Origin of the sequence: Streptomyces sp. NPDC051310, assembly GCF_044455245.1 — a bacterium.
Lineage (GTDB): Bacteria > Actinomycetota > Actinomycetes > Streptomycetales > Streptomycetaceae > Streptomyces.
In genome coordinates this window covers 47,955-73,576 of record NZ_JBITEO010000007.1, presented here as the reverse complement: position 1 = coordinate 73,576, position 25,622 = coordinate 47,955, and the positions used below count along the sequence as shown (strand labels likewise).

24 protein-coding genes are annotated in these 25,622 nt (G+C 73.6%); 14 read left to right on the top strand and 10 right to left on the bottom strand.

The window, feature by feature from the left end:
• Window positions 1–332 precede the first annotated feature (332 nt).
• From ACIA79_RS12560 to ACIA79_RS12550, 3 genes are all read left to right on the top strand, one after another.
• The gene (locus ACIA79_RS12560) at window positions 333–1,271 is read left to right on the top strand and encodes a PAC2 family protein (RefSeq protein WP_399428189.1); all 939 of its coding nucleotides are present in this window, start codon (window positions 333–335) and stop codon (window positions 1,269–1,271) included.
• Window positions 1,272–1,302: 31 nt separating this feature from the next.
• On the top strand, window positions 1,303–1,902 hold the full coding sequence (gene coaE, locus ACIA79_RS12555; RefSeq protein WP_399428188.1) for a dephospho-CoA kinase: 600 nt from the start codon (window positions 1,303–1,305) through the stop codon (window positions 1,900–1,902).
• 186 nt (window positions 1,903–2,088) lie between these two features.
• Window positions 2,089–2,457, top strand: a complete 369-nt coding sequence (locus ACIA79_RS12550) for a tetratricopeptide repeat protein (protein ID WP_399428187.1) — start codon at window positions 2,089–2,091, stop codon at window positions 2,455–2,457.
• 8 nt (window positions 2,458–2,465) lie between these two features.
• Here the strand turns inward: ACIA79_RS12550 and ACIA79_RS12545 are convergent, their stop codons facing one another.
• Entirely contained in the window at window positions 2,466–2,717 is a 252-nt protein-coding gene (locus tag ACIA79_RS12545; RefSeq protein ID WP_399428186.1) for a DUF6343 family protein, read from the bottom strand.
• Window positions 2,718–2,950: 233 nt separating this feature from the next.
• Here ACIA79_RS12545 and ACIA79_RS12540 point away from each other — a divergent pair, with 233 nt between their 5' ends.
• From ACIA79_RS12540 to ACIA79_RS12520, 5 genes are all read left to right on the top strand, one after another.
• Window positions 2,951–3,418, top strand: a complete 468-nt coding sequence (locus ACIA79_RS12540; RefSeq protein WP_399428185.1) for a DoxX family protein — start codon at window positions 2,951–2,953, stop codon at window positions 3,416–3,418.
• 127 nt (window positions 3,419–3,545) lie between these two features.
• Complete coding sequence (locus ACIA79_RS12535) at window positions 3,546–6,554, top strand: SNF2-related protein (protein ID WP_399428184.1); 3,009 nt, start codon at window positions 3,546–3,548, stop codon at window positions 6,552–6,554.
• Window positions 6,551–7,843, top strand: a complete 1,293-nt coding sequence (locus ACIA79_RS12530; protein WP_399428183.1) for an SWIM zinc finger family protein — start codon at window positions 6,551–6,553, stop codon at window positions 7,841–7,843. The genes ACIA79_RS12535 and ACIA79_RS12530 overlap by 4 nt, the downstream gene beginning before the upstream one ends.
• A 42-nt stretch (window positions 7,844–7,885) precedes the next feature.
• Window positions 7,886–8,320 (top strand): hypothetical protein, encoded by a 435-nt coding sequence (locus ACIA79_RS12525; protein ID WP_399428182.1) that lies wholly within the window; start codon window positions 7,886–7,888, stop codon window positions 8,318–8,320.
• Between the two features lie 250 nt (window positions 8,321–8,570).
• The gene (locus ACIA79_RS12520; protein WP_399428181.1) at window positions 8,571–9,335 is read left to right on the top strand and encodes a chaplin family protein; all 765 of its coding nucleotides are present in this window, start codon (window positions 8,571–8,573) and stop codon (window positions 9,333–9,335) included.
• 22 nt (window positions 9,336–9,357) lie between these two features.
• On the opposite strand, the gene ACIA79_RS12515 is transcribed toward ACIA79_RS12520, so the two are convergent.
• Complete coding sequence (locus tag ACIA79_RS12515) at window positions 9,358–10,020, bottom strand: DUF2293 domain-containing protein (RefSeq protein WP_399428180.1); 663 nt, start codon at window positions 10,018–10,020, stop codon at window positions 9,358–9,360.
• Window position 10,021: 1 nt separating this feature from the next.
• Window positions 10,022–10,468, bottom strand: a complete 447-nt coding sequence (locus tag ACIA79_RS12510) for a hypothetical protein (protein WP_399428179.1) — start codon at window positions 10,466–10,468, stop codon at window positions 10,022–10,024.
• 213 nt (window positions 10,469–10,681) lie between these two features.
• On the opposite strand from ACIA79_RS12510, the gene ACIA79_RS12505 reads away from it, so the two are divergent.
• Entirely contained in the window at window positions 10,682–11,314 is a 633-nt protein-coding gene (locus ACIA79_RS12505; RefSeq protein ID WP_399428178.1) for a uridine kinase, read from the top strand.
• A gap of 69 nt (window positions 11,315–11,383) precedes the next feature.
• Here ACIA79_RS12505 and ACIA79_RS12500 read toward each other — a convergent pair whose 3' ends face one another.
• The 4 genes from ACIA79_RS12500 to ACIA79_RS12485 form a co-directional block, all read right to left on the bottom strand.
• Complete coding sequence (locus ACIA79_RS12500; RefSeq protein ID WP_399428177.1) at window positions 11,384–12,277, bottom strand: carbohydrate kinase family protein; 894 nt, start codon at window positions 12,275–12,277, stop codon at window positions 11,384–11,386.
• Window positions 12,274–13,212 (bottom strand): pseudouridine-5'-phosphate glycosidase, encoded by a 939-nt coding sequence (locus ACIA79_RS12495; protein WP_399428176.1) that lies wholly within the window; start codon window positions 13,210–13,212, stop codon window positions 12,274–12,276. The genes ACIA79_RS12500 and ACIA79_RS12495 overlap by 4 nt, the downstream gene beginning before the upstream one ends.
• 82 nt (window positions 13,213–13,294) lie before the next feature.
• The gene (locus tag ACIA79_RS12490; protein WP_399428175.1) at window positions 13,295–14,581 is read right to left on the bottom strand and encodes an MFS transporter; all 1,287 of its coding nucleotides are present in this window, start codon (window positions 14,579–14,581) and stop codon (window positions 13,295–13,297) included.
• A 57-nt stretch (window positions 14,582–14,638) separates the two neighbouring features.
• Window positions 14,639–15,193, bottom strand: a complete 555-nt coding sequence (locus tag ACIA79_RS12485) for a methylated-DNA--[protein]-cysteine S-methyltransferase (protein WP_399428174.1) — start codon at window positions 15,191–15,193, stop codon at window positions 14,639–14,641.
• A 211-nt stretch (window positions 15,194–15,404) separates the two neighbouring features.
• On the opposite strand from ACIA79_RS12485, the gene ACIA79_RS12480 reads away from it, so the two are divergent.
• The 5 genes from ACIA79_RS12480 to ACIA79_RS12460 all read left to right on the top strand — a co-directional run bounded on the left by ACIA79_RS12480 (window position 15,405) and on the right by ACIA79_RS12460 (window position 22,681).
• Entirely contained in the window at window positions 15,405–16,262 is an 858-nt protein-coding gene (locus ACIA79_RS12480; protein WP_399428173.1) for an MHYT domain-containing protein, read from the top strand.
• 113 nt (window positions 16,263–16,375) lie between these two features.
• Window positions 16,376–18,538, top strand: coding sequence for an excinuclease ABC subunit UvrB (gene uvrB, locus ACIA79_RS12475; RefSeq protein WP_399428172.1), 2,163 nt, complete (start codon window positions 16,376–16,378; stop codon window positions 18,536–18,538).
• Between the two features lie 178 nt (window positions 18,539–18,716).
• Window positions 18,717–19,295 (top strand): TerD family protein, encoded by a 579-nt coding sequence (locus ACIA79_RS12470; RefSeq protein WP_399428171.1) that lies wholly within the window; start codon window positions 18,717–18,719, stop codon window positions 19,293–19,295.
• 147 nt (window positions 19,296–19,442) lie between these two features.
• Window positions 19,443–21,440 carry a TerD family protein gene (locus ACIA79_RS12465; RefSeq protein WP_399428170.1) on the top strand — a complete coding sequence of 666 codons (1,998 nt, stop codon included), beginning with the start codon at window positions 19,443–19,445 and terminating at the stop codon, window positions 21,438–21,440.
• Between the two features lie 242 nt (window positions 21,441–21,682).
• The gene (locus ACIA79_RS12460; protein ID WP_399428169.1) at window positions 21,683–22,681 is read left to right on the top strand and encodes a TerC/Alx family metal homeostasis membrane protein; all 999 of its coding nucleotides are present in this window, start codon (window positions 21,683–21,685) and stop codon (window positions 22,679–22,681) included.
• A gap of 93 nt (window positions 22,682–22,774) precedes the next feature.
• Here the strand turns inward: ACIA79_RS12460 and ACIA79_RS12455 are convergent, their stop codons facing one another.
• The 3 genes from ACIA79_RS12455 to ACIA79_RS12445 all read right to left on the bottom strand — a co-directional run bounded on the left by ACIA79_RS12455 (window position 22,775) and on the right by ACIA79_RS12445 (window position 25,530).
• Complete coding sequence (locus ACIA79_RS12455; RefSeq protein ID WP_399428168.1) at window positions 22,775–24,058, bottom strand: MFS transporter; 1,284 nt, start codon at window positions 24,056–24,058, stop codon at window positions 22,775–22,777.
• A 122-nt stretch (window positions 24,059–24,180) separates the two neighbouring features.
• Window positions 24,181–24,837, bottom strand: coding sequence for an MBL fold metallo-hydrolase (locus tag ACIA79_RS12450; RefSeq protein ID WP_399428166.1), 657 nt, complete (start codon window positions 24,835–24,837; stop codon window positions 24,181–24,183).
• Between the two features lie 9 nt (window positions 24,838–24,846).
• Window positions 24,847–25,530, bottom strand: a complete 684-nt coding sequence (locus ACIA79_RS12445) for a maleylpyruvate isomerase family mycothiol-dependent enzyme (protein ID WP_399428165.1) — start codon at window positions 25,528–25,530, stop codon at window positions 24,847–24,849.
• Window positions 25,531–25,622 lie beyond the last annotated feature (92 nt).

The following is a 25,622-nucleotide window of genomic DNA, read 5'->3' as shown; positions in this document are numbered from 1 at the left end:
TGGGGTCTGCCTTCCCGTCGAGCCCGGTCGGTGTTCCCGTAGCTGTTCCTGTACGTGTACGGCGAGCGGAATGGTGAACGAGGGTGGTGTCCCGTGACGGTAGAGAGGGGGAGTGGGCATGTCAAGGTATGGACCAATCGCCGACGGCGTGCGCATCGCCTCCGGGGCGCCCGACCGGGGCCGCCGGCCGGCGCTGCGGGCCGGGCCGCCGGTGAACGGTGCTGCGAACGGACGGGCGACGCGCGGGGAACGCGCGGGGAACGGGCGAGGAGTGGGAATGCGGGTGCGTTGAGTGACGTTCCCCCCTATGGACACGAGGAGGAGCGGTAACCGTGCTTGATCCGCAGGGTTTGTACGAATGGGAGCCGAAGGGCCTGGCCGCCGTCGACATGGCGCTGGCACAGGAGTCGGCCGGCCTGGTCATGCTCTACCACTTCGACGGATACATCGACGCGGGTGAGACCGGCGACCAGATCGTCGACGGCCTGCTGGAATCGCTGCCCCACCAGGTGGTGGCCCGCTTCGACCACGACAGGCTCGTGGACTACCGGGCCCGCCGCCCGCTGCTGACCTTCCGGCGCGACCGCTGGAGCGGGTACGAGACGCCGGCCATCGAGGTCCGCCTCGTACAGGACGCCACCGGGGCGCCCTTCCTGCTGCTCTCCGGGCCCGAACCGGACGTCGAGTGGGAGCGGTTCGCCGTGGCCGTACGCCAGATCGTCGAGCGGCTCGGCGTCCGCCTCTCGGTCAACTTCCATGGCATCCCCATGGGGGTTCCGCACACCCGCCCCGTCGGGCTCACCCCGCACGGCAACCGAACCGACCTCATGCCCGGTCACCGCAGCCCCTTCGACGAGGCCCAGGTCCCCGGCAGCGCCGAGTCGCTGATCGAGTACCGCCTGATGGACGCCGGCCACGACGTCCTGGGCGTCGCCGCGCACGTGCCGCACTACGTGTCCCGCTCCCCGTACCCGGACGCCGCGCTGACCGCCCTGGAGGCCATCACGGCCGCGACCGGACTGGTCCTGCCCGGTGTCGCCCACGCGCTGCGCGCCGAGGCCCAGCGGACCCAGACGGAGATCGAGCGCCAGATCGGCGAGGGCGACGAGGAACTGGTCTCCCTGGTACGGGGCCTGGAGCACCAGTACGACGCGGTCGCCGGGGCGGAGACGCGCGGCAGCCTGGTCGCCGAGCCCGTCGACCTGCCGTCCGCCGACGAGCTGGGCCGGCAGTTCGAGCGCTTCCTCGCCGAGCGCGAGGGCGACCTGTGACGCCGGGGCCCCAGGGCCTAAGCTTCCGCTCATGCTGAAAGCGGGGCTGACCGGCGGGATCGGGGCCGGCAAGAGCGAGGTGTCGCGGCTGCTCGTCTCGTACGGAGCGGTCCTCGTCGACGCCGACAAGATCGCCCGTGAGGTCGTCGAGCCCGGGACGCCCGGGCTCGCGGCCGTCGTGGAGGCGTTCGGGGCCGGGATCCTCACGCCCGAGGGCACCCTCGACCGGCCCGCCCTCGGTGCCCTCGTCTTCTCCGACCCCGAGCGCCTCGCCACCCTGAACGGCATCGTCCACCCCCTGGTCGGCGCGCGCTCCGCCGAACTGGAGGCGGCCGCCGGGGCGGACGCGGTGGTGGTCCACGACGTACCCCTGCTCACCGAGAACGGCCTGGCGCCGCTCTACGACCTGGTGGTCGTGGTCGACGCGACGCCCGAAACCCAGCTGGACCGGCTCGTACGGCTCCGGGGGATGACCGAGGCCGAAGCACGGGCCCGGATGGCCGTGCAGGCGACCCGCGAGCAGCGCCTGGCCGTCGCCGACCTGGTCATCGACAACGACGGACCGCTGGAGGCGCTGGAGCCCCAGGTGCGCAAGGTGTGGGCGGAGCTCACGGAACGAGCCGCCGGCTAGCGCAGGGGGCGGCCGGCGGTCCGCCTCGCGGCGGTCGCGGGCCGACTGCGCGCGGTCGTGGGTCGGTTCCGGCGGTTGTCGCCGGGTTTCGGGCGGTCGCCGGGCCGCTCGCCCTGGTCGGCGACCCGCGGAATACCGGCTGTGCCGCGGATGTTGAACCGCCGCAGCAAAGGGAAGGATGTGACCGTGCCCGAGAGCAACCCGGAGACCCACGTCATCGACTTCCGCGCGGCCGAACAGCTGCTCGCGGCGCGCGACCCGCGCGGGGCCGTCAAGCTCCTCGACTCGGTGATCGCGGCCCACCCCGAGAACACCGCCGCGCGCCTGCTGCGCGCCCGTGCCTTCTTCGCGGCGGCCCAGCTGCGCCCCGCCCAGCTCGAGTTCGAGCTGGTCCTGGAGCGCGAGCCGGACAACGCCTTCGCCCACTTCGCGCTCGCCCGCACCTTCCAGCGCTCGGGCCGCCCGGACCAGGCCAAGCGCCATTTCCGGCTGGCCGCCGCGCTCGACCCGAAGCCCGAGTACCTCGAAGCGGCGCGCTTCGACACGGATTCATAGCGCCGGGGCTACGGCTCGTACGGAGGCACGTCGCGGCCCGGCTGGTAGTGCGGGCCCTGACGGAGGTGGCGGACCACGAAGACGAGATCCGCCGTGACGACCAGGAACAGCACGCCACAGGCGACGGCCCACCCGGTCCGCCCGGCGAGGGCGAAGCCGACGGTGCCGGCGACCGCCCAGATCAGGCCCCAGACACTCAGCCAGAAGCGGATCCGCAGCGGGCTGCGTGCGGTCGCCGGTTCATTGCCCGTACGTCGCATGATGGCTTTTCCGCCCGTCCCTCGTCGTTCGTCCGTCCCTGATCCGTTCCTCGGCCGTTCCTGATCCGTCCCTCGTCCGTCCTTTCGTCCGGCCACCCCCGAGCGCCGGGTACCCACGGCGGCGCGGAACTCCGCGCCGGTGGAGCGATGAGTTCGCGCCCCCTCCTCGGTCCTGTTTCCCGCAGGCGCCTGCGGGACCACCCCGCACGCCGGACCCGAGGCGACCGACCACCATGACCGCGACCGTGCCCGCTCCCTCCCCGTCCTCTCCGTCCTCCCCGTCCGACCTGTCCGCCCCGTCCTCCGCCGACGGACTCGGCCGCCGCGCCGACATCGGCGTGCGCGTGCTGCAGATCGTCCTGGCCCTGTTCTTCGCGGTCCCGAGCGCCAGGCCCAAGCTGGTGGGGCACTGGTCGGCAGCCGAGTCGTTAGACAGGATCGGCTTCGGCGACTGGTTCATGTACGTGGTCGGGGCCCTGGAGCTCGCCGGCGCCGTCGCGCTGGTGATCCCCCTCCTCGCCGGGGCGTCCGCGCTGGCGCTGATCGGCCTGATGGCCGGTGCCTTCATCACCCAGCTGGCCGTGTTCGACGGCCGGTACGCCCTCACGCCGGTCCTCTTCGCGCTGCCGCTCGGGCTGATCGCCTGGACCCGGCGTCACCGGACGGCACAGCTGCTCGCCCTCGTCCGCCGCCGGGCGTGACGTCCGGCCGTCCGGCCGAGGAGGGCGTTCGGACCGATTGTCAGACCCCGGCCGTAAGGTCGTAGATCCAGGCTGTTCCACGAGGTGAACAGCCCGGCACGACGCACGTGAGGGGAGGTGACCGGCCATGCGCCCCGGTCCGCCGCAGCACGACCGGCTGCCGTCCGCGCCGGCCTCCGGCACAAGCCGGCCGGCCGCCGCGCGGCTGCCCGGCACATCCGCCGCGCCGCCGTCCGCGCCGGCCTCCGGCACACCCGCCGGGCGGTCGGCCGCGCACTCCGCGCGACCGTCCCTGCCGGCCGTGTGCGCCGCCACCTTCCTGCCCGCCGCCCTGCCCCGCGACGGCCGCGTCGCCTTCTGGTCCGTGACGGGCGACGCCCTGCCCGACCTGGTGCCTGCGGCCCGGGACGCCGGGCCGGACGCCGCCGGGAGTGCCACCCCGGCCACGGTCACCCTCGTGCGGCCGCACGGCGACGGGGCGCGCAGCCGTGCCGTGCCCGCGGTCGTCCTGCCGGTGGACGAGGCGCTGCCGCTGCTCGTCGCCGCCCGGCGCACGGGCGGCGCGCACCCCGCGGCGGCCTGCTGGGGCGCCGCCGCGCTGCACGCCCTCCAGCTGGTCGCGCGCGGCCGGCTGCTGCCGGGGCTGACCAGTGGTGACCTGGACGCCTGGCGGGCGGGGCCGCTGGACGCCGACGACATCGCCCATCTGCGCGCGATCGCCGCCGCCATGCCGTACGAAGCGCACGCCGCGCCCGTTCCCGGCCTGCGGCCGCTGCGGCTGCCCGAGCCGGAGGCGCTGGTGCGGGCGTTCCTCGACGCGGTGGCCGACACCCTGCCCCGGACCCCCGCCGCCGCGTACGCCGCGGGCGAACCGTTCGCGGCCCGTACGCCCCAGCACCTGCCGCGCGCGCGGGCATGGGCCGCGGAGGCGGCGGCGGGCATGGACGCCGGGGTCCGCGTCTCGCTCCGTCTCGACCTGGCGGGGTACGAGCTGTTCGACACCGCCGAGGAGGGCGGCGACGAGCGGCAGGCGGCAGCGGCGCTGGTCCAGGTGCACAGCCTCGCGGACCCGTCGCTGGTCGTCGACGCCGCCGGACTGTGGGCGGGGGAGGGCGACGACCACTTCGGCCCGCGTGCCCGCATCGACGCCGTGCTGGCGCTGCGCCGCGCCGCCCGCGTCTGGCCGCCGCTGGCCCGCCTCCTGGAGCGGGACGTGCCCGACGTGCTGTCGCTCACCGAGGACGAGCTGTACGAGCTGCTCGGCCCCGCCGCGGCCCGGCTCGGCGCGGCGGGCGTCACCGTCCACTGGCCGAAGGAGCTGGCCCGGTCGCTCACCGCGGCCGCGGTGGTCCGGCCGGCGCCCGGCTCGGCCACCGACGGCACCGCGTTCTTCGACAGTGCGGAGCTGCTGCGCTTCAACTGGCAGCTTGCGCTGGACGGCGACCCGCTCACCGAGCGCGAGATGGACGCCCTCGCCGAGGCCCACCGCCCGATCGTGCGGCTGCGCGACCAGTGGGTGGTCATCGACCCCGCGCTCGTCCGCAAGGCCCGCAAGCGCGAGCTGGGGCTGCTCGAACCGGTCGACGCGCTCGCCGTCGCGCTGACCGGCACCGCCGAAGTGGACGGCGAATCGGTCAAGGCCGTCCCGGCCGGGGCGCTCGCGGCGCTGCGCGACCGGCTGGTCGCCGGCCCGGCCGAGGCCCCGCAGCCGCCCGGCCTGGACGCCACCCTGCGCGACTACCAGCTGCGCGGCCTGGCGTGGCTGGACCTGATGACCTCCCTCGGGCTCGGCGGCTGCCTCGCCGACGACATGGGTCTGGGCAAGACCGTCACGCTGATCGCCCTCCACCTGCGGCGCGCCCACCGCGCCCCCACCCTCGTCGTCTGCCCGGCCTCCCTTCTCGGCAACTGGCAGCGGGAGATCACGCGCTTCGCGCCCGGGGTGCCCGTGCGCCGCTTCCACGGCACCGACCGCACCCTGGACGGACTGGACGGTCCGGACGGCGGGGGATTCGTCCTCACCACCTACGGCACCATGCGCACCAGCGCCGAGCAACTGGCCGCACAGCAGTGGGGGATGGTCGTCGCCGACGAGGCCCAGCACGTCAAGAACCCGTTCTCCGCCACCGCCAAGGCGCTGCGCACCATCCCCTCGCCCGCGCGCGTCGCCCTCACCGGCACCCCCGTCGAGAACAACCTCTCCGAGCTGTGGGCGCTGCTCGACTGGACGACCCCGGGGCTGCTCGGTCCGCTCAAGGCGTTCCGCTCCCGCCACGCCCGAGCCGTCGAGAACGCCGAGCAGATCGAGAACGACGAGGCGGTCGAGCGCCTCGCCCGGCTCGTGCGCCCCTTCCTCCTGCGGCGCCGGAAGTCCGACCCCGGCATCGTCCCGGAGCTGCCGCCCAAGACCGAGTCCGACCACCCGGTCGCCCTCACCCGCGAACAGGCTTCCCTGTACGAGGCCGTGGTGCGCGAGACGATGGCGCAGATCGAGGCGGCGGAGGGCATGGCACGCCGTGGCCTGATCATGAAGTTGCTCACCTCCCTCAAGCAGATCTGCAACCATCCCGCCCAGTACCTCAAGGAGGAGCCGGCCCGGCTGGCCGGCCGCTCCGGGAAGCTCTCCCTGCTCGACGAACTGCTCGACACGATCCTGTCCGAGGACGGCGCGGTCCTGGTCTTCACCCAGTACGTCTCCATGGCACGGCTCCTCATGGCACACCTGGCCGCCCGCGCGGTCCCCGCACAACTGCTGCACGGAGGCACTCCCGTCGCGGAGCGGGAGCGGATGGTCGACCGGTTCCAGTCGGGGGAGGTGCCGGTGTTCGTCCTGTCCCTCAAGGCGGCGGGCACCGGCCTCAACCTGACGCGCGCGGGCCATGTCGTGCACTACGACCGCTGGTGGAACCCGGCCGTCGAGGAGCAGGCCACCGACCGGGCCTACCGCATCGGCCAGACCCAGCCCGTCCAGGTCCACCGGCTGATCGCGGAAGGCACGGTGGAGGACAGCATCGCGGAGATGCTCCGCACGAAGCGCGCCCTGGCCGACGCGGTCCTCGGCTCCGGGGAGGCGGCCCTGACGGAGCTCACCGACCGCGAGCTGGCCGACCTCGTCTCCCTGCGGAGGCCGTCATGAGCCCGCACCGCCCCGGCCCCGCCCGGCGCGCACCGCTGCACGACGACCACCGCCGTACGTTCCCCCAGCTCGCCCCCGCGCAGCACGCCGACGGCAGGTTCGCCGCCACCTGGTGGGGCAACGCCTGGGTGGAGGCACTGGAGGACACCGCCCTGGACCCGGCCCGACTGGCGCGCGGGCGCGCCTACGCGTCCACCGGGCACGTGGACGCGATCACCGTCACCCCCGGCCGCGTCGTCGCCTACGTGCACGGCAGCCGGCCCCGCCCGTACCGCGCCGAGATCCGCCTGCGCGTCCTCGGCGACGACGACTGGGAACGCTTCCTCGACGCGGCCGCGTCCCGCCCCGACCACATCGCGGCGCTCCTCGACAAGGACGTCCCGCACGCCCTGGCCGCCGCAGTGGACCTGCTGCCCGGACCGGGGGACCTCATCCCCGACTGCTCCTGCCCTGACCACGGCTATCCCTGCAAGCACACCGCGGCCCTCTGCTACCAGGCGGCGCGGCTGCTCGACGAGGATCCGTTCGTGCTGTTCCTCATGAGGGGCCGCGGTGAGCAGGAGATCCTGGCCGCCCTCAGCCACCGCAACGCCACCCGTGCGGCAGCCGAGACCACCGCCGCGCCCCCGAGGATGCCGACCGTCCCCGCCCGTGAGGTCCTCGCGCAGACCTCCGCATCCGGTTCCCGCCCGCTCGTGGACGGCCCCGCCCTGCCGCCGCCGCTGCCCGCTCCCGACCGGCCCGGCCGTCCGCCCGTCTACCCGGAGGACCCCGACGCCCCCGACCCGCTGGCACTGGAGCTCCTCGCCACCGAGGCGGCCGCCCGCGCCCACGCCTTCCTGGTGACGGGCCACGACCCGGTCGCCTCCCTCACGCCCTGGCAGGACGCCGTCCGCCTGGCCGCCGCCCACCCCGGCTCCGGCCTGACGGCCTCCACCCGTGCCCTCTACCGCGACCTCGCCGCCGCCCTCGACCGGACCCCGGCCGACCTGGCCCGCGCGGTCGCCGCCTGGCGGCAGGGCGGCCCGGCGGGCCTCGCCGTCCTGGAGGAGTCGTGGGACCCGCCGGCCGGCCCGTTCGACCGCGCCCGCCCGGCCCTCATCGCCGCGGACTTCCCGCACTTCCGGCCCTGGCGCAACCGCCTCTCCACCCGGTCGCTCCAGCTCCGCTACGGCCGCGACGGCCTCTGGTACGGGTACGAGTCCGACCCCGACCGCGAGGACTGGTGGCCGCGCGGCTTCCCGGACGCGGACCCGGTCGGTGCACTGGCCGCCCTGCTCGGACGCTGACAGGTAGGCTGCATGGACGGCGCAGGACGCGAAGGGGGCCCGATGGAAGCGGAGTTGGTGGCACTGGCGACGGCGGGGGCGACCGCGCTCGTGCAGCAGATGGTCGGCGAGACGTGGGAGCAGGCCAGAGGACGGATCACCACGTTCTTCGCCCGCCGCTCCGGTTCCGACCCGCAGGCCGTGGGCGAGGAACTCGACACGGTACGCGAGGAGCTGCTCGCCGCCGAGGAATCCGGGGACGAGCGGACGACCGCGGAGGCCCGGGACGACGCCCGCATCGAGTGGCGCGCCCGGATCCGCCGCACCCTCCGGGCGGACCCGCAGGCCGCGGACGAACTGCGCGCGATCCTGGACGAGTTGGCCCCCGCCACCTCCGCCGGGCAGACCACCATCACGACGTACAACCGCATCGACGGTGGGGTGCATCACGCCCCCGTCATCCAGTCCGGCCCCGTCGGCAGGATGACCACCCGGTAGTCCGATGCGTCGTGATCGCCACGGTAGGCAGGAGGACAGCCGCACCCGTACCGGCGTGGTTGGGCCGGCCGGCCCAACCCCCCCCACCAAGCGGGCACCCAGGAGTACGGCCCGTAGAGGACCTGTGAGGGTTCGATTACGTCGCCACTCGATGGAGTGAATGGTGGAAGCGTCATAACCCGGCTTGGCTGTAAGGCGTTATTTCCGGTGCGGGCGGGTGCCCGTGAAAGTCTCCGGAAGGCAGGAAGCCATGAGGCACACTCGCCGAAGTGGTCTGGCCACCCTGGTGGCCACCGGTGGCGCGCTCGCCCTTGCTGCGAGTTACGCGTACGCCGACTCCGAGGCGGCCGGTGTAGCCGCCGAATCGCCGGGGCTGGTCTCCGGCAACGCCGTACAGCTGCCGGTGGCCGTCCCGGTCAATGTCTGCGGCAACACCGTCAACGTCGTGGGGCTGCTCAACCCCGCGGCCGGCAACACGTGTGCGAACAAGAGCGGCGGCAAGGCCGCGCACAAGGACAAGCCCGGTACGCCGCACAACGGCAGCGGCACCGGCAGCACCGGCGCCGGCAGCGGGAACGGCGGCGGCGCGACCGCCGAAGGCGTGATGGAGGGCTCCCCGGGCGTCATCTCGGGCAACGGCATCCAGCTGCCCGTCGATCTGCCCGTGAACGTCAGCGGCAACTCGGTCAGCTTCGTCGGTGTGCTCAACCCCGTCTTCGGCAACGCCTCCAGCAACGGGGGCAGCACGACGCCCGTCACGCCGCCGAAGCCCTCGAAGCCCGAGAAGCCGGTCACGCCGCCGACGACGGACAAGCCCACCGCGCCGCTGCCGGACGGACCGGAGGTCTCCGTGCCCCGCCCCGGGCCGGGTCTGGAGACCAGCACGACTCCGCTGGCCGAAACCGGCTCCGACAGCGACCTGCTCGCCATCGGCCTGCCCTCCGCCCTGGGCCTGATGCTCGGGGGTGCGGTCCTCTACCGCCGCTTCCGCCACGCCGCGCGCGTCGGTGCCTGAGCCCGCTCCAGGGAACACGGTCTCACCGCCGCCAGGACCCCAGCACCGCCTCCATGGCCGGTGCCACCCGGGTACGCGCCTGGCGGCGGGGGACACCGCGCATCAGCAGCGCGTCGTACTCGGTGTCGAGGTGCCGCACCGACGCCCGCACCGCCGCCGTCACCGCGCCCTCGTCCAGGGCCCGGCCCGCCGCCGTACGCCCCACGCGCCCGCTGCCGCGGGCGGAGGCGTGCGCCGCGATACCGGCCGCGCGCTCCGGCGGACAGCCGGGGAACAGCCGCTGGATCTCGGCGGTCAGGGCGGCGGTGAACCGCGCGTCCTCGGCCGCGCGCCGTTCCGCGTCCCTCGCCCGGCGGCGCGCCCGCGCCTCCGCGTCGGCGAGGCACGCGGCCTCCGCCCGCGCCAGGGCCTCCTCCTCCACGAGGATGCCCTGGCGCTCGTAGCGCGTACGGTGCCGGTTGTGCCGTACGACCACCGCCCACAGCGTGCTCGCCTCGCGGGCGCGCCGGGTGAGCGCCGCGTCACCCCGCGGGAGGTGGACCAAGTGCCCGAGATCGGCGCAGTCCAAGCACAGTGGAGCGTTGAACTCCAGGACCATCCGGGCCAGCGGGCCGCTGCGGCACTCCGCGCAGTGGCGCCGGCGCCGCAGCGGCTCGATCACCACAATCGGGGCCGGTACGCTCACGTCAGCGCACGCTCGGCGCCGCCGCCTCGATGAAGGCGGTCAGCGCTTCGACGGCCTGACCCGAGCGGCGCTCCCGGTCCGCTTCGTCCCTCGCCTCGTGCATGCAGTGCGTCACCTCGAAGACCTTCTCGGCCAGCTGGACGGTCGCCGGGTCCGAGCACACCAACTGCACGCGGACCAGGGCCTGCCGGGCGGCGGCGCGCCGATCGTACGACTCCAGGCGCGTGGCCTCCGCGTGCGAGCCGTTCCTGCGGTACCAGCGTGCGTTCTGTGCCTGCCGGTATTCGACGACCGCGTCGGCGAACGCGCTGTACGTCGCGATCCGTTCCTGACGCAGCTGCTCGGCGCGGGTGAGCGCGGCGGTGCGCTGCGCCGCCCGGCCCTGGAAGAAGTGCGTGACCACCGCGCCGAGCAGTGTGCCGATCACAGCAATCAGCGCCGTCTCCATCGCTTCCGCACCCCTCCGTGGTCCGATCCCGCACGCGGCTGTCAGAACCCTATGACGCGGACGCGCCCGTCGGCAGACCGGGCGGCGAACAGAGTACGGTGACGCCCCAACCACGAGTCCGGCCGGTGTTGTTGGGGACGCGCTCCGGCACCGGGGTGACGCCGCGGCGACGTCCGGGACGCCGCTCCCCGGGAGCTGCGGCAGCATGGGTGCGTGAGACTCGAACCGATCACCTGGGAACGGCTGGCCGACGCCCTCGCCGCGCACGTGGACGGGCTGGACCCCGGTGACGGCGGGCCCTGGCTGAAGGTCGGTGTCGACGGACCGCCGGCAGCGCGGCCCGAGGAGCCGGCCGCGCTGCTCGGTGATGCGCTGCGGCTGCGCGGACGGGCCGTCGCGGTCGTCGGCACGGGCGGCTTCCTGCGGCCGGCGTCGCTGCGGTACGAGTACGGCAAGGAGGACCCCGACTCGTACTACAGCGGCTGGTTCGACACCGGCGCCCTGTGGCGCGAGGTCTTCGCACCGCTGGAGCCGGGCGGCAGCGGGCGGATCCTCCCCGACCTGTGGGACCCGGTCAGGGATCGCGCGACGCGCAGCCCGTACACGCGGCTCGCACCGGGCGGTGCGCTGGTGCTGCACGGCCCTTTCCTGCTGGGCCACTGGTTCCCGTTCGACCTGACCGTGCACGTGGGCCTGACGCGGGGCGCCCTGGCCCGGCGTACGGCCGAGCGCTGGACGCTGCCGGCGTTCGAACGCTACGACGCCGAGGTCGCCCCCGCGGACACGGCGGATGTCCTCGTCCGCGCCGACGACCCCCGGCACCCGGCCTGGACCGGCATCCGTTAGCAGGCAGGCAGGCAGGCAGGCCGTGGCCGGACCGTCCTGCCTGGCCGGCGCCGGAAGCCGGCGCGGTGCTCACCGGGCCGGTGGTCTGCCGCCCGGTACCGTCACCGCCTCCGCGCCCGCGCGGCAGCCCGCCGACGCCGCCGCGGCCGGGGTCGCGCCGGAGAGGCGGGCGGCCAGGAACGCGCCGGTGAACGCGTCGCCCGCGCCGGTCGAGTCGACCGCCCGCACGCGTGGTGCCGACACACGTGCGAGGGTGCGGCCCGACGCCGCCACCAGGGCGCCGGACGCGCCGAGCGTCACCGCGACCAGCGGGAAGCCGCGGCTCAGCTCGGCGGCCGCGTCCGACGGGTCGGGTAGTCCCGTCAGCAGCGCGGCCTCGTCGGCATTGGGCAGCAGGACGTCGGCGCCCTTCACCGCCGCCAGGAACCCGGACACACCGGAGTCCTCGATGAAGCCCGCCGACGCGGGGTCCACGCTCACCGGCACGCCCCTCTTCCGTGCCGTGGCCATGGCCTGGGACGCAGCCTCCCGGCTGGGTCCCGCGAAGAAGAGGTACCCGGACAGATGGAGGTGTGACACGCCGTCCAGCAGACGTGGCGACCAGTCGCCACGTTCCAGCCGCAGTGCCGCACCGCTGTCCGTCAGGAACGTCCGTTCCGCCGCCGCGTCGACCAGCGCCACGACCGTCGCGGTCGGTGCCTCCTCGTCCCGTACCAGCAGCGGGCGTACCCCGGCGGCCGCCAGCCGCTCCTCGTGCCATGACGCCCGGTCGGTGCCCACCCGTGCCAGGAGCCGCACGTCGCGGCAGCCCGAACGCGCCGCCCAGCAGGCCGCGTTCGCGCCCGCGCCGCCCGGCAGCGTACGGATCTCCGCCGCCGTGTCCGTCGCCCGGGCCAGCGGCGCGCGGTGCCGGACCACCACGTCGGTGACGACGTCCCCGACGACCAGCAGTCCGCCGCTCACCGTCCGGCCGCTGCCGCTGCCGCTGCCGCTGCCGCCACCGCGATGCGCGCCGCCAGCGGCACATTGCCGCGCACCGCCGCCAGATTGGCCTCCAGGGACGCCCCGTCGGTGTGCCGCATCAGGTACTCCAGCAGGAACGGTGTCACCGCCTGCCCCCCGATGCCCTGCTCCCGGCAGGCCTCCAGCGCCGCCGCCAGCACGCTGTCGTGCAGCTCCGGGTCCAGCTGCTCCGCCCGGGGCACCGGGTTGGCGACGATCAGCGCCGCCTCGGGCCCGCCCAGGGTGTCCTGGGCCCGTATGACGGCCGCCACCTCCTCGGGGGAGCGCACCGTCCAGTCGACCCGCGCTCCGGAGGAGGTCAGATAGAAGCCGGGGAAGTGCTCCGTGCGGTACCCGACGACGCCCACGCCCAGCGTCTCCAGGCGTTGCAGCGTCGCCGGTACGTCCAGGATGGATTTGACCCCCGCGCACACCACCGTGATCCGCGTCCTCGCCAGCAGGCGCAGGTCCGCCGACTCGTCCTGCGTCTGCGCCCATTCCCGGTGCACGCCGCCGAGGCCGCCGGTCGCGAAGACCCGGATGCCCGCCCGTGCGGCCAGGAAGGCGGTCGCGGAGACCGTCGTCGCGCCGCTCGCCCCGGCCGCCAGAGCGGGCGCCAGGTCGCGGTGCCCGAGTTTCCGCACCGCCGGATCGCCCGCGACCCGCTCCAACTGCCCCTTGTCGAGCCCGATGTGCGCGACGCCGTCCAGGACGGCGATCGTGGCCGGGACGGCGCCGCCCTCCCGGACGAGCGCCTCCAGCTCTCGGGCCACGGCCAGGTTGCGCGGGCGGGGCAGCCCGTGGGCGATGATCGTCGATTCGAGGGCGACGACGGGGCGGTGCGCGGCCGTCGCCTCCCGTACCTCTTCGGACAACACCACTGTGGTCTCCGGCATGTCCCCATCCCTGGCGCGGAGAAGGGTCCCGCAAACCTCGGCCGTCGCTCGCCGCCCGGCGTCTCCCGCAGTCGGCGGTGACTCACCGGCCCTTCGACGGCGACCGAAGCGCCAGCACGGCGAGCGGCAGGAGAAGGCATGCGCCCACCGCGTTCAGCCAGCCGTAACCGGCGCCGGCGACGATCAGGCCGGCCGCCGCCCCGCCGATCCCGGCCGCGGTGTTCATCGTCAGGTCGGACAGGCCCTGCACAGCCGCCCGCGCGGCCTGCGGCACGGCGTCCGTCAGCAGCGCGGAGCCGGAGACCAGGCCCGCGGACCAGCCCAGTCCCAGCAGGAAGAGCCCGGCGGCCGTACGGCCGTGGCTCCCGCCGGCCGTACCGGCCAGGAGCGCCGCACAGGACAGCAGCCCGACGGCCAGGCCGATGACCGACAGCCGGCCGAGCTTGTCCGACAGCCAGCCCATCACCGGGGAGAACGCGTACATCCCCGCGATGTGACCGCTGATGACCAGGCCGATCAGCTCGATGCCGGCGCCGTGGTGGCTGAGCGCCACCGGGGTCATCGACATGATCGACACCATCGTGGTGTGCGACGCCGTCACGGTCACGAGCGCGAGCCGGGCCCGCGACGACTCCCGGACCGCCCGGATGCCCGCCTTCAGGGAGCGCCCGCGCCTGGCCTCCGCGTCCTCCTCGGTGCCCGCCGCCAGGGCACGCGCCGTGAGGAGGGGGTCCGGGCGCAGCAGGAGGGCCACCAGCACCGCGGACACCAGGAAGACGCCCGCCGCCCACAGGAACGGCCCCGCCGCGGCGGGAACGCCCAGCCCCGTGACGCTGCGCCCCGCGGGCGCGGCGATGTTCGGCCCCAGCACGGCCCCGATCGTCGTCGCCCACACGACGGTGGAGATGGCGCGGCCCCGGTGGGCCGGCTCGGCGAGGTCCGCGGCGGCGAACCGCGCCTGGAGGTTCGCCGACGACCCCGCACCGAAGGCCGCCATGCCCACGAGCAGCAGCGGAAAGCTCCCGGCTACCGCGGCGAGCACCACCACCCCCGCACCGGCCGCGCCGATCACATACGCCAGGACCAGTCCCGGCCGTCGCCCCCGCGCGGTCATCAGGGCGGCCAGCGGCATGGACAGCAGCGCCGTCCCGGCCACCATGGAGGTCGGGGCGAGCCCGGACAGCGCTTCCGTCCCGCTCACCTGCTGCGCCAGTACGGAAGCGAGCGCGATGCCGATCGCCACGCCCAGTCCGCCGAGGATCTGGGTGGCGATGAGGACGGCCGTGATCCGCCGCCTCAGGGAGGGCAGCGCGGCCGCCGCCACCGGGCCCTCGGCGGAGGACGGCCCGGGCGGCACAGCGCCGGGCATGTCGGAGTGTGTAGTCACTGCGGCAGTGTGTCACCCCTTACACGCGCGGAACAGATCTCAGAACAGTGGCTGTGGCAACAACCCCTCCAGCGCCAGCAGCCGGCGCTTGGTCTCCAGTCCGCCGCCGAACCCGCCGAGCCCTCCGCCGCTCTCCACCACCCGGTGGCACGGCACCACCACCGGAAGCGGATTCGACCCCATCGCCGCACCGACCGCCTGCGCCGCCCCCGGCTGTCCGACGCGCTTCGCCAGCTCGCCGTACCCGACGACGGTCCCGTACGGCACCCCGGACGCCAGCTCGCGAAGCACCTGCCAGTTGAAGCCGGTCGTCAGCGACCAGTCGAGCTCCAGGCGGAACTCCCGCAGGCCGCCCGCGAAGTACGCCTCCAGGGCCCGGACCGGCTCGGCGAGCCGTCCGGACGCCTCCTCCACGAGCCGCGCGCCGAGCTGCGCCGCCAGCCGGCGCAGCGCCCGGTCACGCACCTCCTCGTCGGCGTGGAACACCACGCTGACCAGCCCCTCGCCCGTGGCGGCGAGGAGCAGGGGACCGATGTCGCTCCCGACGACGGCCCACTCCACGACCTGCCCGCTGTTCTCCCCGTTGCTGCCCATGGGGACCACGGTACGACCGGCCACCGACAACGCCGGCCGCCCCGGTTCCGGGGGCTGCGGCCACCGATCGGCCCGGGAATGTTCGTTCGGAGCGTCGTGGGGCATAGCCTCACCCCCCTACCAGCGGGTACACATGGCACCACCAGCACGACCGCACCACGTACGACGACTCGGGGCAGGCGGCGGGGCACCAGGGGCGAAGGGCTTACGTATGCAGGGCACAGTCGACGGATTCAGCTACGGCCTCGTCACACCCGTGGCCGCCTTTCTGATGGCGTGCCTCGGCGGCGCGCTCGGCCTGCGCTGCACCACGAGATCGCTCCGCACCGGCGGCCGGCCGCGGCTCGGCTGGCTGGCCCTCGGCGCCACCTCCATCGGCTCCGGCATCTGGACCATGCACTTCATCGCCATGATGGGCTTCAGCATCCAGGAGTCACCGGTCGGCTACGACCCGGCCACGACCTTCGCCGGCCTGCCCGTCGCCGTCGCCATGGCCGGCGTCGGCCTCCTGATCGTGGGCCACCGGGGGGCCACCGCGCTGGCGCTCGTCACCGGCGGCACCATCACCGGGCTGGGCATCGCCACCATGCACTACCTCGGGATGGCCGGCATGCGGCTCCCGGGCCGGCTCGAGTACGACACGGCGACCGTCGCCCTCTCCGTCGTCATCGCGGTCGTGGCGGCCACCTCGGCGCTCTGGGCCGCCGTCTCGGTCCACGGGCTGATGCCCAGCCTGGGAGCCGGACTGATCATGGGCATCGCGGTCACCGGCATGCACTACACGGGCATGGCCGCGGTCAGGGTCCACCTCCACGGCGACGCGGCGGCGGGCGGCGGGGACACCGCCACCTCCCTCCTCGGGCCCATGCTGATCGGCCCGGCGGTCTTCCTGCTGGTCGCGGGCGTCATGGTGACGTTCGACCCGCTGCCGGGGGCGGGGGAGCGCGACCGCCGGCCGCCCGCACTGCGGCGTGCCCCGGCAGGGGAGCGGAGCTACGCCTACGGGGAGCCCGCCAACTGGTCGGCGGCCGCCCCGGCCCGCCGCCGCGAACGCTCCCGCCCCCGCTGACGGCCGGCCCCGCAGCGGTTTCCCGTCCGGGCGCCGAGCCGCGTCACGGCAGGTCACAGGGGCGCGGACGCCGTTCGGCCCCGACTGTCAGTGGGGGGTCGTACGGTTGTTGCATGCGGCCCGTTTCCCAGATCGAACGTACGGTGGCGCCCTTCGAGGTCGTCAGCTCCTACCAGCCCAGCGGCGACCAGCCGACGGCGATCGCCGACCTCGCCCGGCGCATCCGCGCCGGCGAGAAGGACGTCGTCCTGCTCGGGGCGACCGGCACCGGCAAGTCGGCGACCACCGCCTGGATGATCGAGAAGCTCCAGCGCCCCACCCTGGTCATGGCGCCGAACAAGACGCTGGCCGCGCAGCTGGCCAACGAATTCCGCGAGCTGCTGCCGAACAACGCCGTCGAGTACTTCGTCTCGTACTACGACTACTACCAGCCCGAGGCGTACGTCCCGCAGTCGGACACCTACATCGAGAAGGACTCCTCGATCAACGAGGAGGTCGAGCGGCTGCGCCACTCCGCCACCAACTCGCTGCTCACCCGGCGGGACGTCGTCGTGGTGGCGTCCGTCTCCTGCATCTACGGCCTCGGTACGCCGCAGGAGTACGTCGACCGGATGGTGCGGCTCAAGGTCGGCGAGGAGATCGACCGCGACGACCTGCTCCGCCGCTTCGTCGACATCCAGTACACCCGCAACGACATGGCCTTCAGCCGGGGGACGTTCCGGGTGCGCGGCGACACCATCGAGATCTTCCCGGTCTACGAGGAGCTCGCCGTCCGCATCGAGATGTTCGGCGACGAGATCGAGGCGCTGTCCACCCTCCACCCGCTCACCGGCGAGGTCATCAGCGACGACCGCGAGCTCTACGTCTTCCCGGCCAGCCACTACGTGGCGGGCCCGGAGCGCATGGAGAAGGCGGTCAACGGCATCGAACGCGAGCTGGAGGAGCGACTCGCGGAGCTGGAGAAGCAGGGCAAGCTGCTGGAGGCGCAGCGGCTGCGGATGCGCACCACCTACGACATCGAGATGATGCGCCAGATCGGCTCCTGCTCCGGCATCGAGAACTACTCGATGCACTTCGACGACCGCGAGCCCGGCTCCCCGCCCAACACGCTCCTGGACTACTTCCCCGAGGACTTCCTCCTCGTCATCGACGAGTCCCATGTCACGGTCCCGCAGATCGGTGCCATGTACGAGGGCGACGCCTCCCGCAAGCGCACCCTGGTCGACCACGGCTTCCGGCTGCCCTCCGCGCTCGACAACCGTCCGCTGAAGTGGGAGGAGTTCCAGGAGCGGATCGGTCAGACGGTGTACCTGTCGGCCACCCCCGGCACGTACGAGCTGTCCCGCTCGGACGGCTTCGTGGAGCAGATCATCCGTCCCACCGGGCTCGTCGACCCCGAGGTCGTCGTCAAGCCCACCGAGGGGCAGATCGACGACCTGGTGCACGAGATCCGGGTGCGCACCGAGCGGGACGAGCGCGTCCTGGTCACGACCCTCACCAAGAAGATGGCCGAGGACCTCACCGAGTACTTCCTCGAACTGGGCATCCAGGTGCGGTACCTGCACAGCGACGTCGACACCCTGCGCCGGGTGGAGCTGCTGCGCGAACTGCGGGCCGGTGAGTACGACGTGCTGGTCGGCATCAACCTGCTCCGCGAGGGCCTGGACCTGCCGGAGGTGTCCCTCGTGGCCATCCTGGACGCCGACAAGCAGGGCTTCCTGCGCTCCGGCACCTCGCTGATCCAGACCATCGGCCGCGCCGCGCGCAACGTCTCCGGCCAGGTCCACATGTACGCGGACACCGTCACCCCGGCGATGGCCCAGGCGATCGACGAGACCAACCGCCGCCGGGAGAAGCAGATCGCGTACAACACGGCCCACGGCATCGACCCGCAGCCGCTCCGCAAGAAGATCAACGACATCGTCGCGACCATCGCGCGCGAGGAGGTCGACACCGAGCAGCTGCTCGGCAGCGGCTACCGCAAGTCGAAGGACGGCAAGGCCGGCAAGGCCCCCGTGCCGTCGCTCGGGGGCAGGGCGGCACAGGGCGCCGGCAAGGCGGACGCCAAGGGCGGCAAGGCGGCGAGGACGGCCGCCAAGGGCGCCCTCGTCAGCGACCGGCCCGCGGCCGAACTCGCCGGCATCATCGAGGAGATGACCGAGCGGATGCGGGCCGCCGCGGCCGAGCTGCAGTTCGAGGTGGCGGCGAGGCTGCGCGACGAGGTGAGCGAGCTGAAGAAGGAGCTGCGGCAGATGAAGGAAGCGGGCATCGCCTGACGCCGCGACACCCGGTTCCCGCGGCCCCTGTGACGCCGGGGATCCGCGGGGACCGGGTGTGTTGCAACACCGCCACAAAACCGGGACGCGCCTGCTGCCGTGCCGGCACCCCTGCGTAGGGTGCTGGCAACCGCACTCGAAGACGGTCGCGGGGGAACGCAACGAGAGGGGACAGCGCGTGACGGTCAACATGACCAAGGGTCAGGCCATCAGCCTGCAGAAGAGCGACGGGGGGACCCTGACCGCCGTGCGGATGGGGCTGGGCTGGCAGGCGGCACCGCGGCGCGGCCTGTTCGGTTCGCGCACCCGCGAGATCGACCTGGACGCCTCGGCGGTGCTCTTCGCCGACAAGCAGCCGGTCGACGTGGTCTTCTTCCGTCATCTGGTCAGCGACGACGGCTCCGTGCGCCACACCGGCGACAACCTGGTGGGCGGCGCCGGCCAGGGCGGCGACGACGAGGCGATCCTCGTCGACCTGCAGCGGGTCCCCGTCCACATCGACCAGATCGTCTTCACGGTGAACTCCTTCACCGGCCAGACCTTCCAGGAAGTGCAGAACGCCTTCTGCCGCATCGTGGACGAGACGAACGGCCAGGAGCTCGCCCGCTACACGCTCGACGGCGGCGGCCAGTACACCGCGCAGATCATGGCGAAGGTGCACCGGGCCGGCTCCGGCTGGCAGATGACGGCCCTGGGCAACCCGGCCAACGGCCGGACCTTCCAGGACCTGATGCCGGCGATCCTGCCGCAGCTGTAAACCGCCCAGCCGCCCCGCGGGCGACCCCAGGCCCCGCCTGAGGACGCGCCCACGGGCCGCGCACCGTAACCGACCGCAGCTCCCGGAGGCACGGCCCCGGGAGCTGCCGCAGCGTTCCAGCTGCCGCAGCACGAGGGGGAACAGGCGATGACGGCCGAGTTGGTCCGGGGGCAGAACCACCCCCTGCCCCACACCCGACTCGAGATCCGGGTGTCGGCCGGCGAACCGGTCATGGCCGGTGCCACGCTCGGCGACGAGGACGGAAGGGTCCACGGCGTCGAGTGGGTCGCCCACCCCGGCGCCCCCGCGCTGCCCGGGCTGGAGGTCTCGCGGCAGGCCGCCGCCGAGCACCGGCTGGCCGTCGACCTGGACGCCCTGCCGGCCACCGTGCACCGGGTCACGCTGCTCCTCGCCCTGCCCGTGGGCGTCGGCGGCCCCGACCGCTTCGGCGCCGTCCCCGCTCCCTTCGTCGCGGTCACCGGCCTCGACGGCACCGGTGTCGCGCAGTACACCATCACCGGACTCGACAGCGAGTCCGCCGTCACCGCCCTGGAGCTCTACCGCCGCCAGGGCGCCTGGAAGGTCCGGGCCGTCGGCCAGGGGTACGCGGGCGGGCTCACCGCCATGCTCGCCGACCAGGGACTGGACGAGGCCGCCGCGCTCGCCGGGGCGATCCACGAGGCCGTCGCGAACGGCATGGACCGCGCCGTGGCCGCGCCTCCGCCCCGGACCGCCGAGGGCGACCGGGTACGCCGGAACGCGCCGCTGGCCGCGTCCGGCACCGGCGCACCGGCGGACGCCCCCGCGCTCCCGGCTCCTGCCGTCCCGGCCTCTTCGCTGCCGTCCACCGGGTCCGTACCGCGTCCGGCGCAGGTGCCGTCGGACGCACCCCAGCAGCCGGCGGCGTCCGGCGGGCCGGTCGACTACACGCATCCGAGCCGCAGGGCCGCCGCCCCGCAGTCCCCGCCGGTCCCGCCGCCGTCCGTCCCGCCCGCCCCGCCCGGACAGCCGGCCGCGCCGGTGGCCGGGGACGCGAGCGGCTGGACCATGGACGAGCGCCTCTACAACCAGGTGTGGGGCATGTTCGAGGACCTGGCCCGCACCACCGCCGCCTACCGCAGCGCCGTGGACTTCGCGGAGTCGCGCATGGACCAGGAGCTCGACCGCGTCCTGTCCGACCCGCGCAGCCGCATCGGCACGGCCGGCGACGAGGCGCGCGCCGCGGCCCGCGCCAAGTACGAGGAGCTGACCGCGCGGGCCCGCGAGGCCCTCGACCGCGACCTGGCACAGCTCACCGCCGAGGCGCAGGTCGTCGAGTCGGCCCTGCCGCCGGCCTTCGCGGGCTGGGACAACCCCGCCTGGCACGCCTACCGCGTCCCCACCGAGGCCCCGATGGCCCTGCGCCTGGGGGACCTTCGGCTGCCGGAGAGCCCCGAGCTGCGCATCCCCATGCTGATGCGGCTGCCGCTGCAGCGCGGCCTGTGGGTGGACAGCGGTCGCTCCGGCTCCCAGGCGGCGGCCGGGACGGACGACGCCGAGCTGCGCCGGCTCGCCATGGACACGGCCGTGTCCCTGGCCGCGCGGCTGGTCGCGGTGCACCCGGCCGGCGAGTACACGGTCCACGCCGTCGACCCGGCGGGCACGGCCGCCGCCGCGCTGGCGCCGCTGACCGACACTGGCGTCCTGGCGGGGCCCGTGGCGACCGGCGCCGGGGGAGTGGCCGCGGTTCTCGGCCGGCTCACCGAGCGCGTCGACCTGGTGCAGATGGCGGTGCGTGGCGGTGCGGCCGACGCGCTGCCGCCCGGCCTGGACCAGTCGGAGCAGCTGCTGATCGTCAACGACTTCCCGCACGGCTTCGACGACCGCACCGTCAACCAGCTGCGCTACCTCGCCGACGAGGGCCCGGCCGTGGGGGTGCATCTGCTGATGATCGCGGACCGTGAGGACGCCGGCGCCTACGGCCCGGTGCTCGATCCGCTCTGGCGGACGCTGCTGCGGGTCACCCCCGTCCCCGACGACCACCTCGCCGATCCGTGGGTGGGACACGCCTGGACGTACGAGCCGCCCCGTGTCCCGGAGGGCAGCGGGATCATCCGCCACGTGCTGTCCCAGGTCGTCGCAGCCCGTTCCAACTGGCGCCGCTGACCTGGGCATTTGATGGCGTCTTTACCGTCCCCTTTACCTTTCTTTGGTCTTTGCGGTACTGTTCTTTACGCGGAGGGGAGTACTCCCACCTGCGGCGTGCCCGTCAGTACGGACCGGTCGGACGGAGACCGGTCCCGGGGCGCCGGCCCGCGCGGTGCCCGGTGATGACCGGGTGACCCCGGGTGGAAGAGACCTCCGGCAGCGACGACGCTGATCAGTAGCCGTACGACGCCGGAGGCGCAGTGGACGTTTCGATGACCCTCTGGGTGGCGACCATTCTTGGTCTGTCCGCCCTGATCGCGGTCGACTTCTTCATCGGGCGCAAGCCCCATGATGTGTCGATCAAGGAAGCCGGAATCTGGACGGTCGTCTGGATCGTTCTCGCCGCCCTGTTCGGCGTGGGCCTGCTCGTCTTCGGCGAGAGCCAGGCGTCCGGCGAGTTCTTCGCCGGCTTCATCACCGAGAAGTCGCTCAGTGTCGACAACCTCTTCGTCTTCGTCCTGATCATGGCGAAGTTCTCGGTGCCGACCCACCTGCAGCAGCGGGTGCTGCTCATCGGTGTGCTGATCGCCCTGGTCCTGCGCGCGATCTTCATCGCCGCCGGTGCCGCGATCATCGCCAACTTCGCGTGGGTCTTCTACCTCTTCGGCGCGTTCCTGATCTACACCGCCTGGAAGCTCATCCAAGAGGCACGGGCCGACGAGCCGGAGGAGGAGTTCGAGGAGAACCGCCTCCTGAAGTCCATCGAGAACCGCTTCGGTGTCGCCGACCGCTACCACGGCACCAAGCTGTTCATCCGCAACAACGGCAAGCGCGTCCTCACCCCGCTGATGGTGGTCATGCTCGCCATCGGCACCACGGACGTCCTCTTCGCCCTGGACTCCATCCCCGCCATCTTCGGCCTCACGCAGGACCCGTACATCGTCTTCACGGCCAACGCCTTCGCGCTGATGGGTCTGCGACAGCTGTACTTCCTCATCGGCGGCCTGCTGAAGAAGCTCGTCCACCTCAGCTACGGCCTGTCGGTGATCCTCGGCTTCATCGGCGTGAAGCTGGTGCTGCACGCCCTGCACGAGTCCGGGGTGCACGTCCCGGAGATCTCGATCCCGTTCTCCCTGACGTTCATCTGCGTCGTGCTGATCGTCACGACGATCACCAGTCTGATCGCGTCCAGGAAGCAGGCCGAGCGCGAGGCGGCCGAGGCGGCCGGGAAGTCCTCGAAGGACAGCATCGAGGCCTGACGGCACCCGCCGTCCAGGCGAACGGCACCCGGCCGGTGCGGGCCCGCAAGGCGACCCGCGCCGGCCGGCGTCCGTTGCGGCCACAGCCGCGTCTCACACGGCCGCCGACTCCTTGACCGGCTCGGCCGCCGCCCTCGGCAGGGTTTCCGGGAGCAGGGCGAAGCACACGAGACTGAGCAGCGCGATACCCGTCAGATACGTCGCCACACCCCAGGGCGCCCCCGCGCCGCCCGCCGTGGCCGTCGCCACGATCGGCGTCAGCGCACCGCCCAGCACGCCGGCGAGGTTGTAGCCGACGGCCGCGCCGGTGCACCGCACCCTCGGCTCGTACAGCTCCGGCAGGTACGCCGCGACCACCGCGAACATGGTGATGAACGCGAGCAGCGCGCCCGTGAAGCCGAGGAACATCAGGAGCGGCTGCGCCGTGTGCAGCAACGCCACCATCGGGAACATCCACAGGGCCGCGGCCGCGCACCCCGCGAGGCACAGCGGCCGTCGCCCGTAGCGGTCGCCCAGCATGGCCGCGAACGGCGTCGCCACGCCCTTGACGGCCACCGCCGCCATGATGCAGACCAGCATCACCGTACGGCTCACCCCGAGCCGCTCCGTGCCGTACGCCAGCGCCCAGGTGGACACCGCGTAGAAGATCGCGTACCCGACGGCCAGCGCGCCGGCCGTCAGCAGGACCAGCCTCCAGTGGTCGCGGGCCACCTCCACGAAAGGGGCGTTCGCCCGCGTGCCGGTCTTGGCCAGGTCCCGGAACTGCGGGGTCTCCTCCAGCGAGCTGCGCAGCAGCAGACCGCCGGCGGCCAGCAGCCCGGCCGCCCAGAACGGCACCCGCCACCCCCACTCGCGGAACTGGGCGTCGCTGAGGACGGCCGACAGCGTCAGCATCACCCCGTTCGCCAGCAGGAAGCCGACCGCGGGCCCGACCTGGGGAAAGCTGGACCACAGTGCCCGCCGGTGCGCCGGCGCGTGCTCGGCCGTCAGCAGCACCGCTCCGCCCCACTCCCCGCCGAGCCCGAGGCCCTGCAGGAACCGCAGCACGAGCAGGAGGACGGGCGCGGCCACGCCCAGCGTCGCGTACGACGGCACGCAGCCGACCGCGACCGTCGCCGCGCCCGTCAGCAGGAGAGAGGCGAGCATGACCGGACGCCGCCCGTACCGGTCACCGATGTGTCCGAAAACAACAGACCCGAGCGGGCGTGAAAGGAAGCCGATCGCAAAGGTGCCGAACGCCGCCAGGGTGCCGGCGACGGGCGAGAAGGTGGGGAAGAAGAGGGGGCCGAGAACCAGCGCGGCGGCCGTTCCGTACACGAAGAAGTCGTAGAACTCGACAGCCGTCCCGGCGAGTGAGGCCGCGGCGAGCCGTCTCATGGAGGGTGACCGTCCCGAGGACGGTGCGGAAGGATTATGACGTGGGCGCATGCCGCGCCAACTACCCGGCGTGCGCGGGGGTTACGGGAGCGCACGGAAGCACACCGCTGTGGCGCGTGCGCTCACCAGCCGCGTGCGCGCCACTCCGGCAGGTGCGGGCGCTCGTCACCCAGCGTGGTGTCCTTGCCGTGCCCGGGGTAGACCCACGCTTCGTCGGGCAGCGCGTCGAACAGCTTGGTCTCGACGTCCCGGATCAGGGAGGCGAAGGCGTCGGGGTCCTTGTGCGTGTTGCCGATGCCGCCCGGGAAGAGGCAGTCGCCGGTGAAGACGTGCGGGTGGCCGTGCGGGTCGTCGTAGACCAGGACGATCGAGCCGGGGGTGTGCCCCACCATCCGGCGGGCCGTCAGCTCCACCCGGCCGACCCGGACGGTGTCCCCGTCCTCGACGGGCACGTCCGTCGGGACGGGGATGCCCTCGGCGTCGTACCGCCCCGCGTGGGTACGGGCGCCGGTGGCCGCCACGACCTCGCCGAGCGCCTGCCAGTGATCGGGGTGGCGGTGGGTGGTGACGACGGAGGCGATGCCGTCGTCACCGATGAGCCGCAGCAGTGTCCGCGGGTCGTTCGCCGCGTCGATCAGCAGCTGTTCGCCGGTCGTGCGGCAGCGGAGCAGGTAGGCGTTGTTGTCCATCGGCCCGACGGCGACCTTGGAGATGATCAGGTCCGCCAGTTCGTGCACATCGGCGGGCCCGCCGACCTTGACCGCTCCGCTGTACGTCATGGCCCCAGCCTATAGCGGGGGCAGCGCGGGGAGTGCGCCACCGGAGACGTCGAGGGCGGCCCCGTCCCGGCGGCCCGCGAGCCAGCCCAGCAGGTCCGCCGCCGGTCCGGAGACGGTCACCTCCCCGCCCTCGGTCCCGCCCGTGCGCCACTCCTGGCCGGCGGCGAGCAGCAGGGCCGGCGGGACGGCCGGGTTGCCGGAGAAGCGGTCGGCGAGGAACGCGATCTCGCGCTCCGTGAACTCCTTCGGCAGGTCCTCGAGCTCGTAGCCGATGCCGAGGTCGACGTGGTGCAGCTCCACCTCGACGAGGCGGCGGAAGGGGATCCGCGCGGCCCGGTCGGTCACCCCGTTGCGGAGCTCGACCATGCGGCTCCAGTCGGCCGGTACCTCGCCGGCGGCCTGGAAGCGGGCCGCGCTGTCGCGTACGTCGTCGAGCTGGGCGGCGAGCGGGCGGGGGGCGTCGCGCTCGATGTCGGCGTCGCGCGCCTCGCCGCTGACGTACATGGGACGGCCCTCGAGGACGTTCACGAGGGCGTCGGCATTGCGTGCCAGGTGGGCGAGGACGTGCCCGCGGGTCCAGCCCGGCAGCCGTGACGGCTCGGCGACGGCCGCGTTGTCGAGGGAGGCGGCTGCACGGAGGAGCCGGTCGGTCGCCTCGCGTACGGAGGCCAGGTCATGCGCGTGGTCGATCATGCTGCTGACCCTAGCGGCGCCACACGATCGGGTGAAGGTGGCAGAGCGCGGCCGTAAATCGAATGCGCGTGCTATACGCTCGGTGGAGGCAT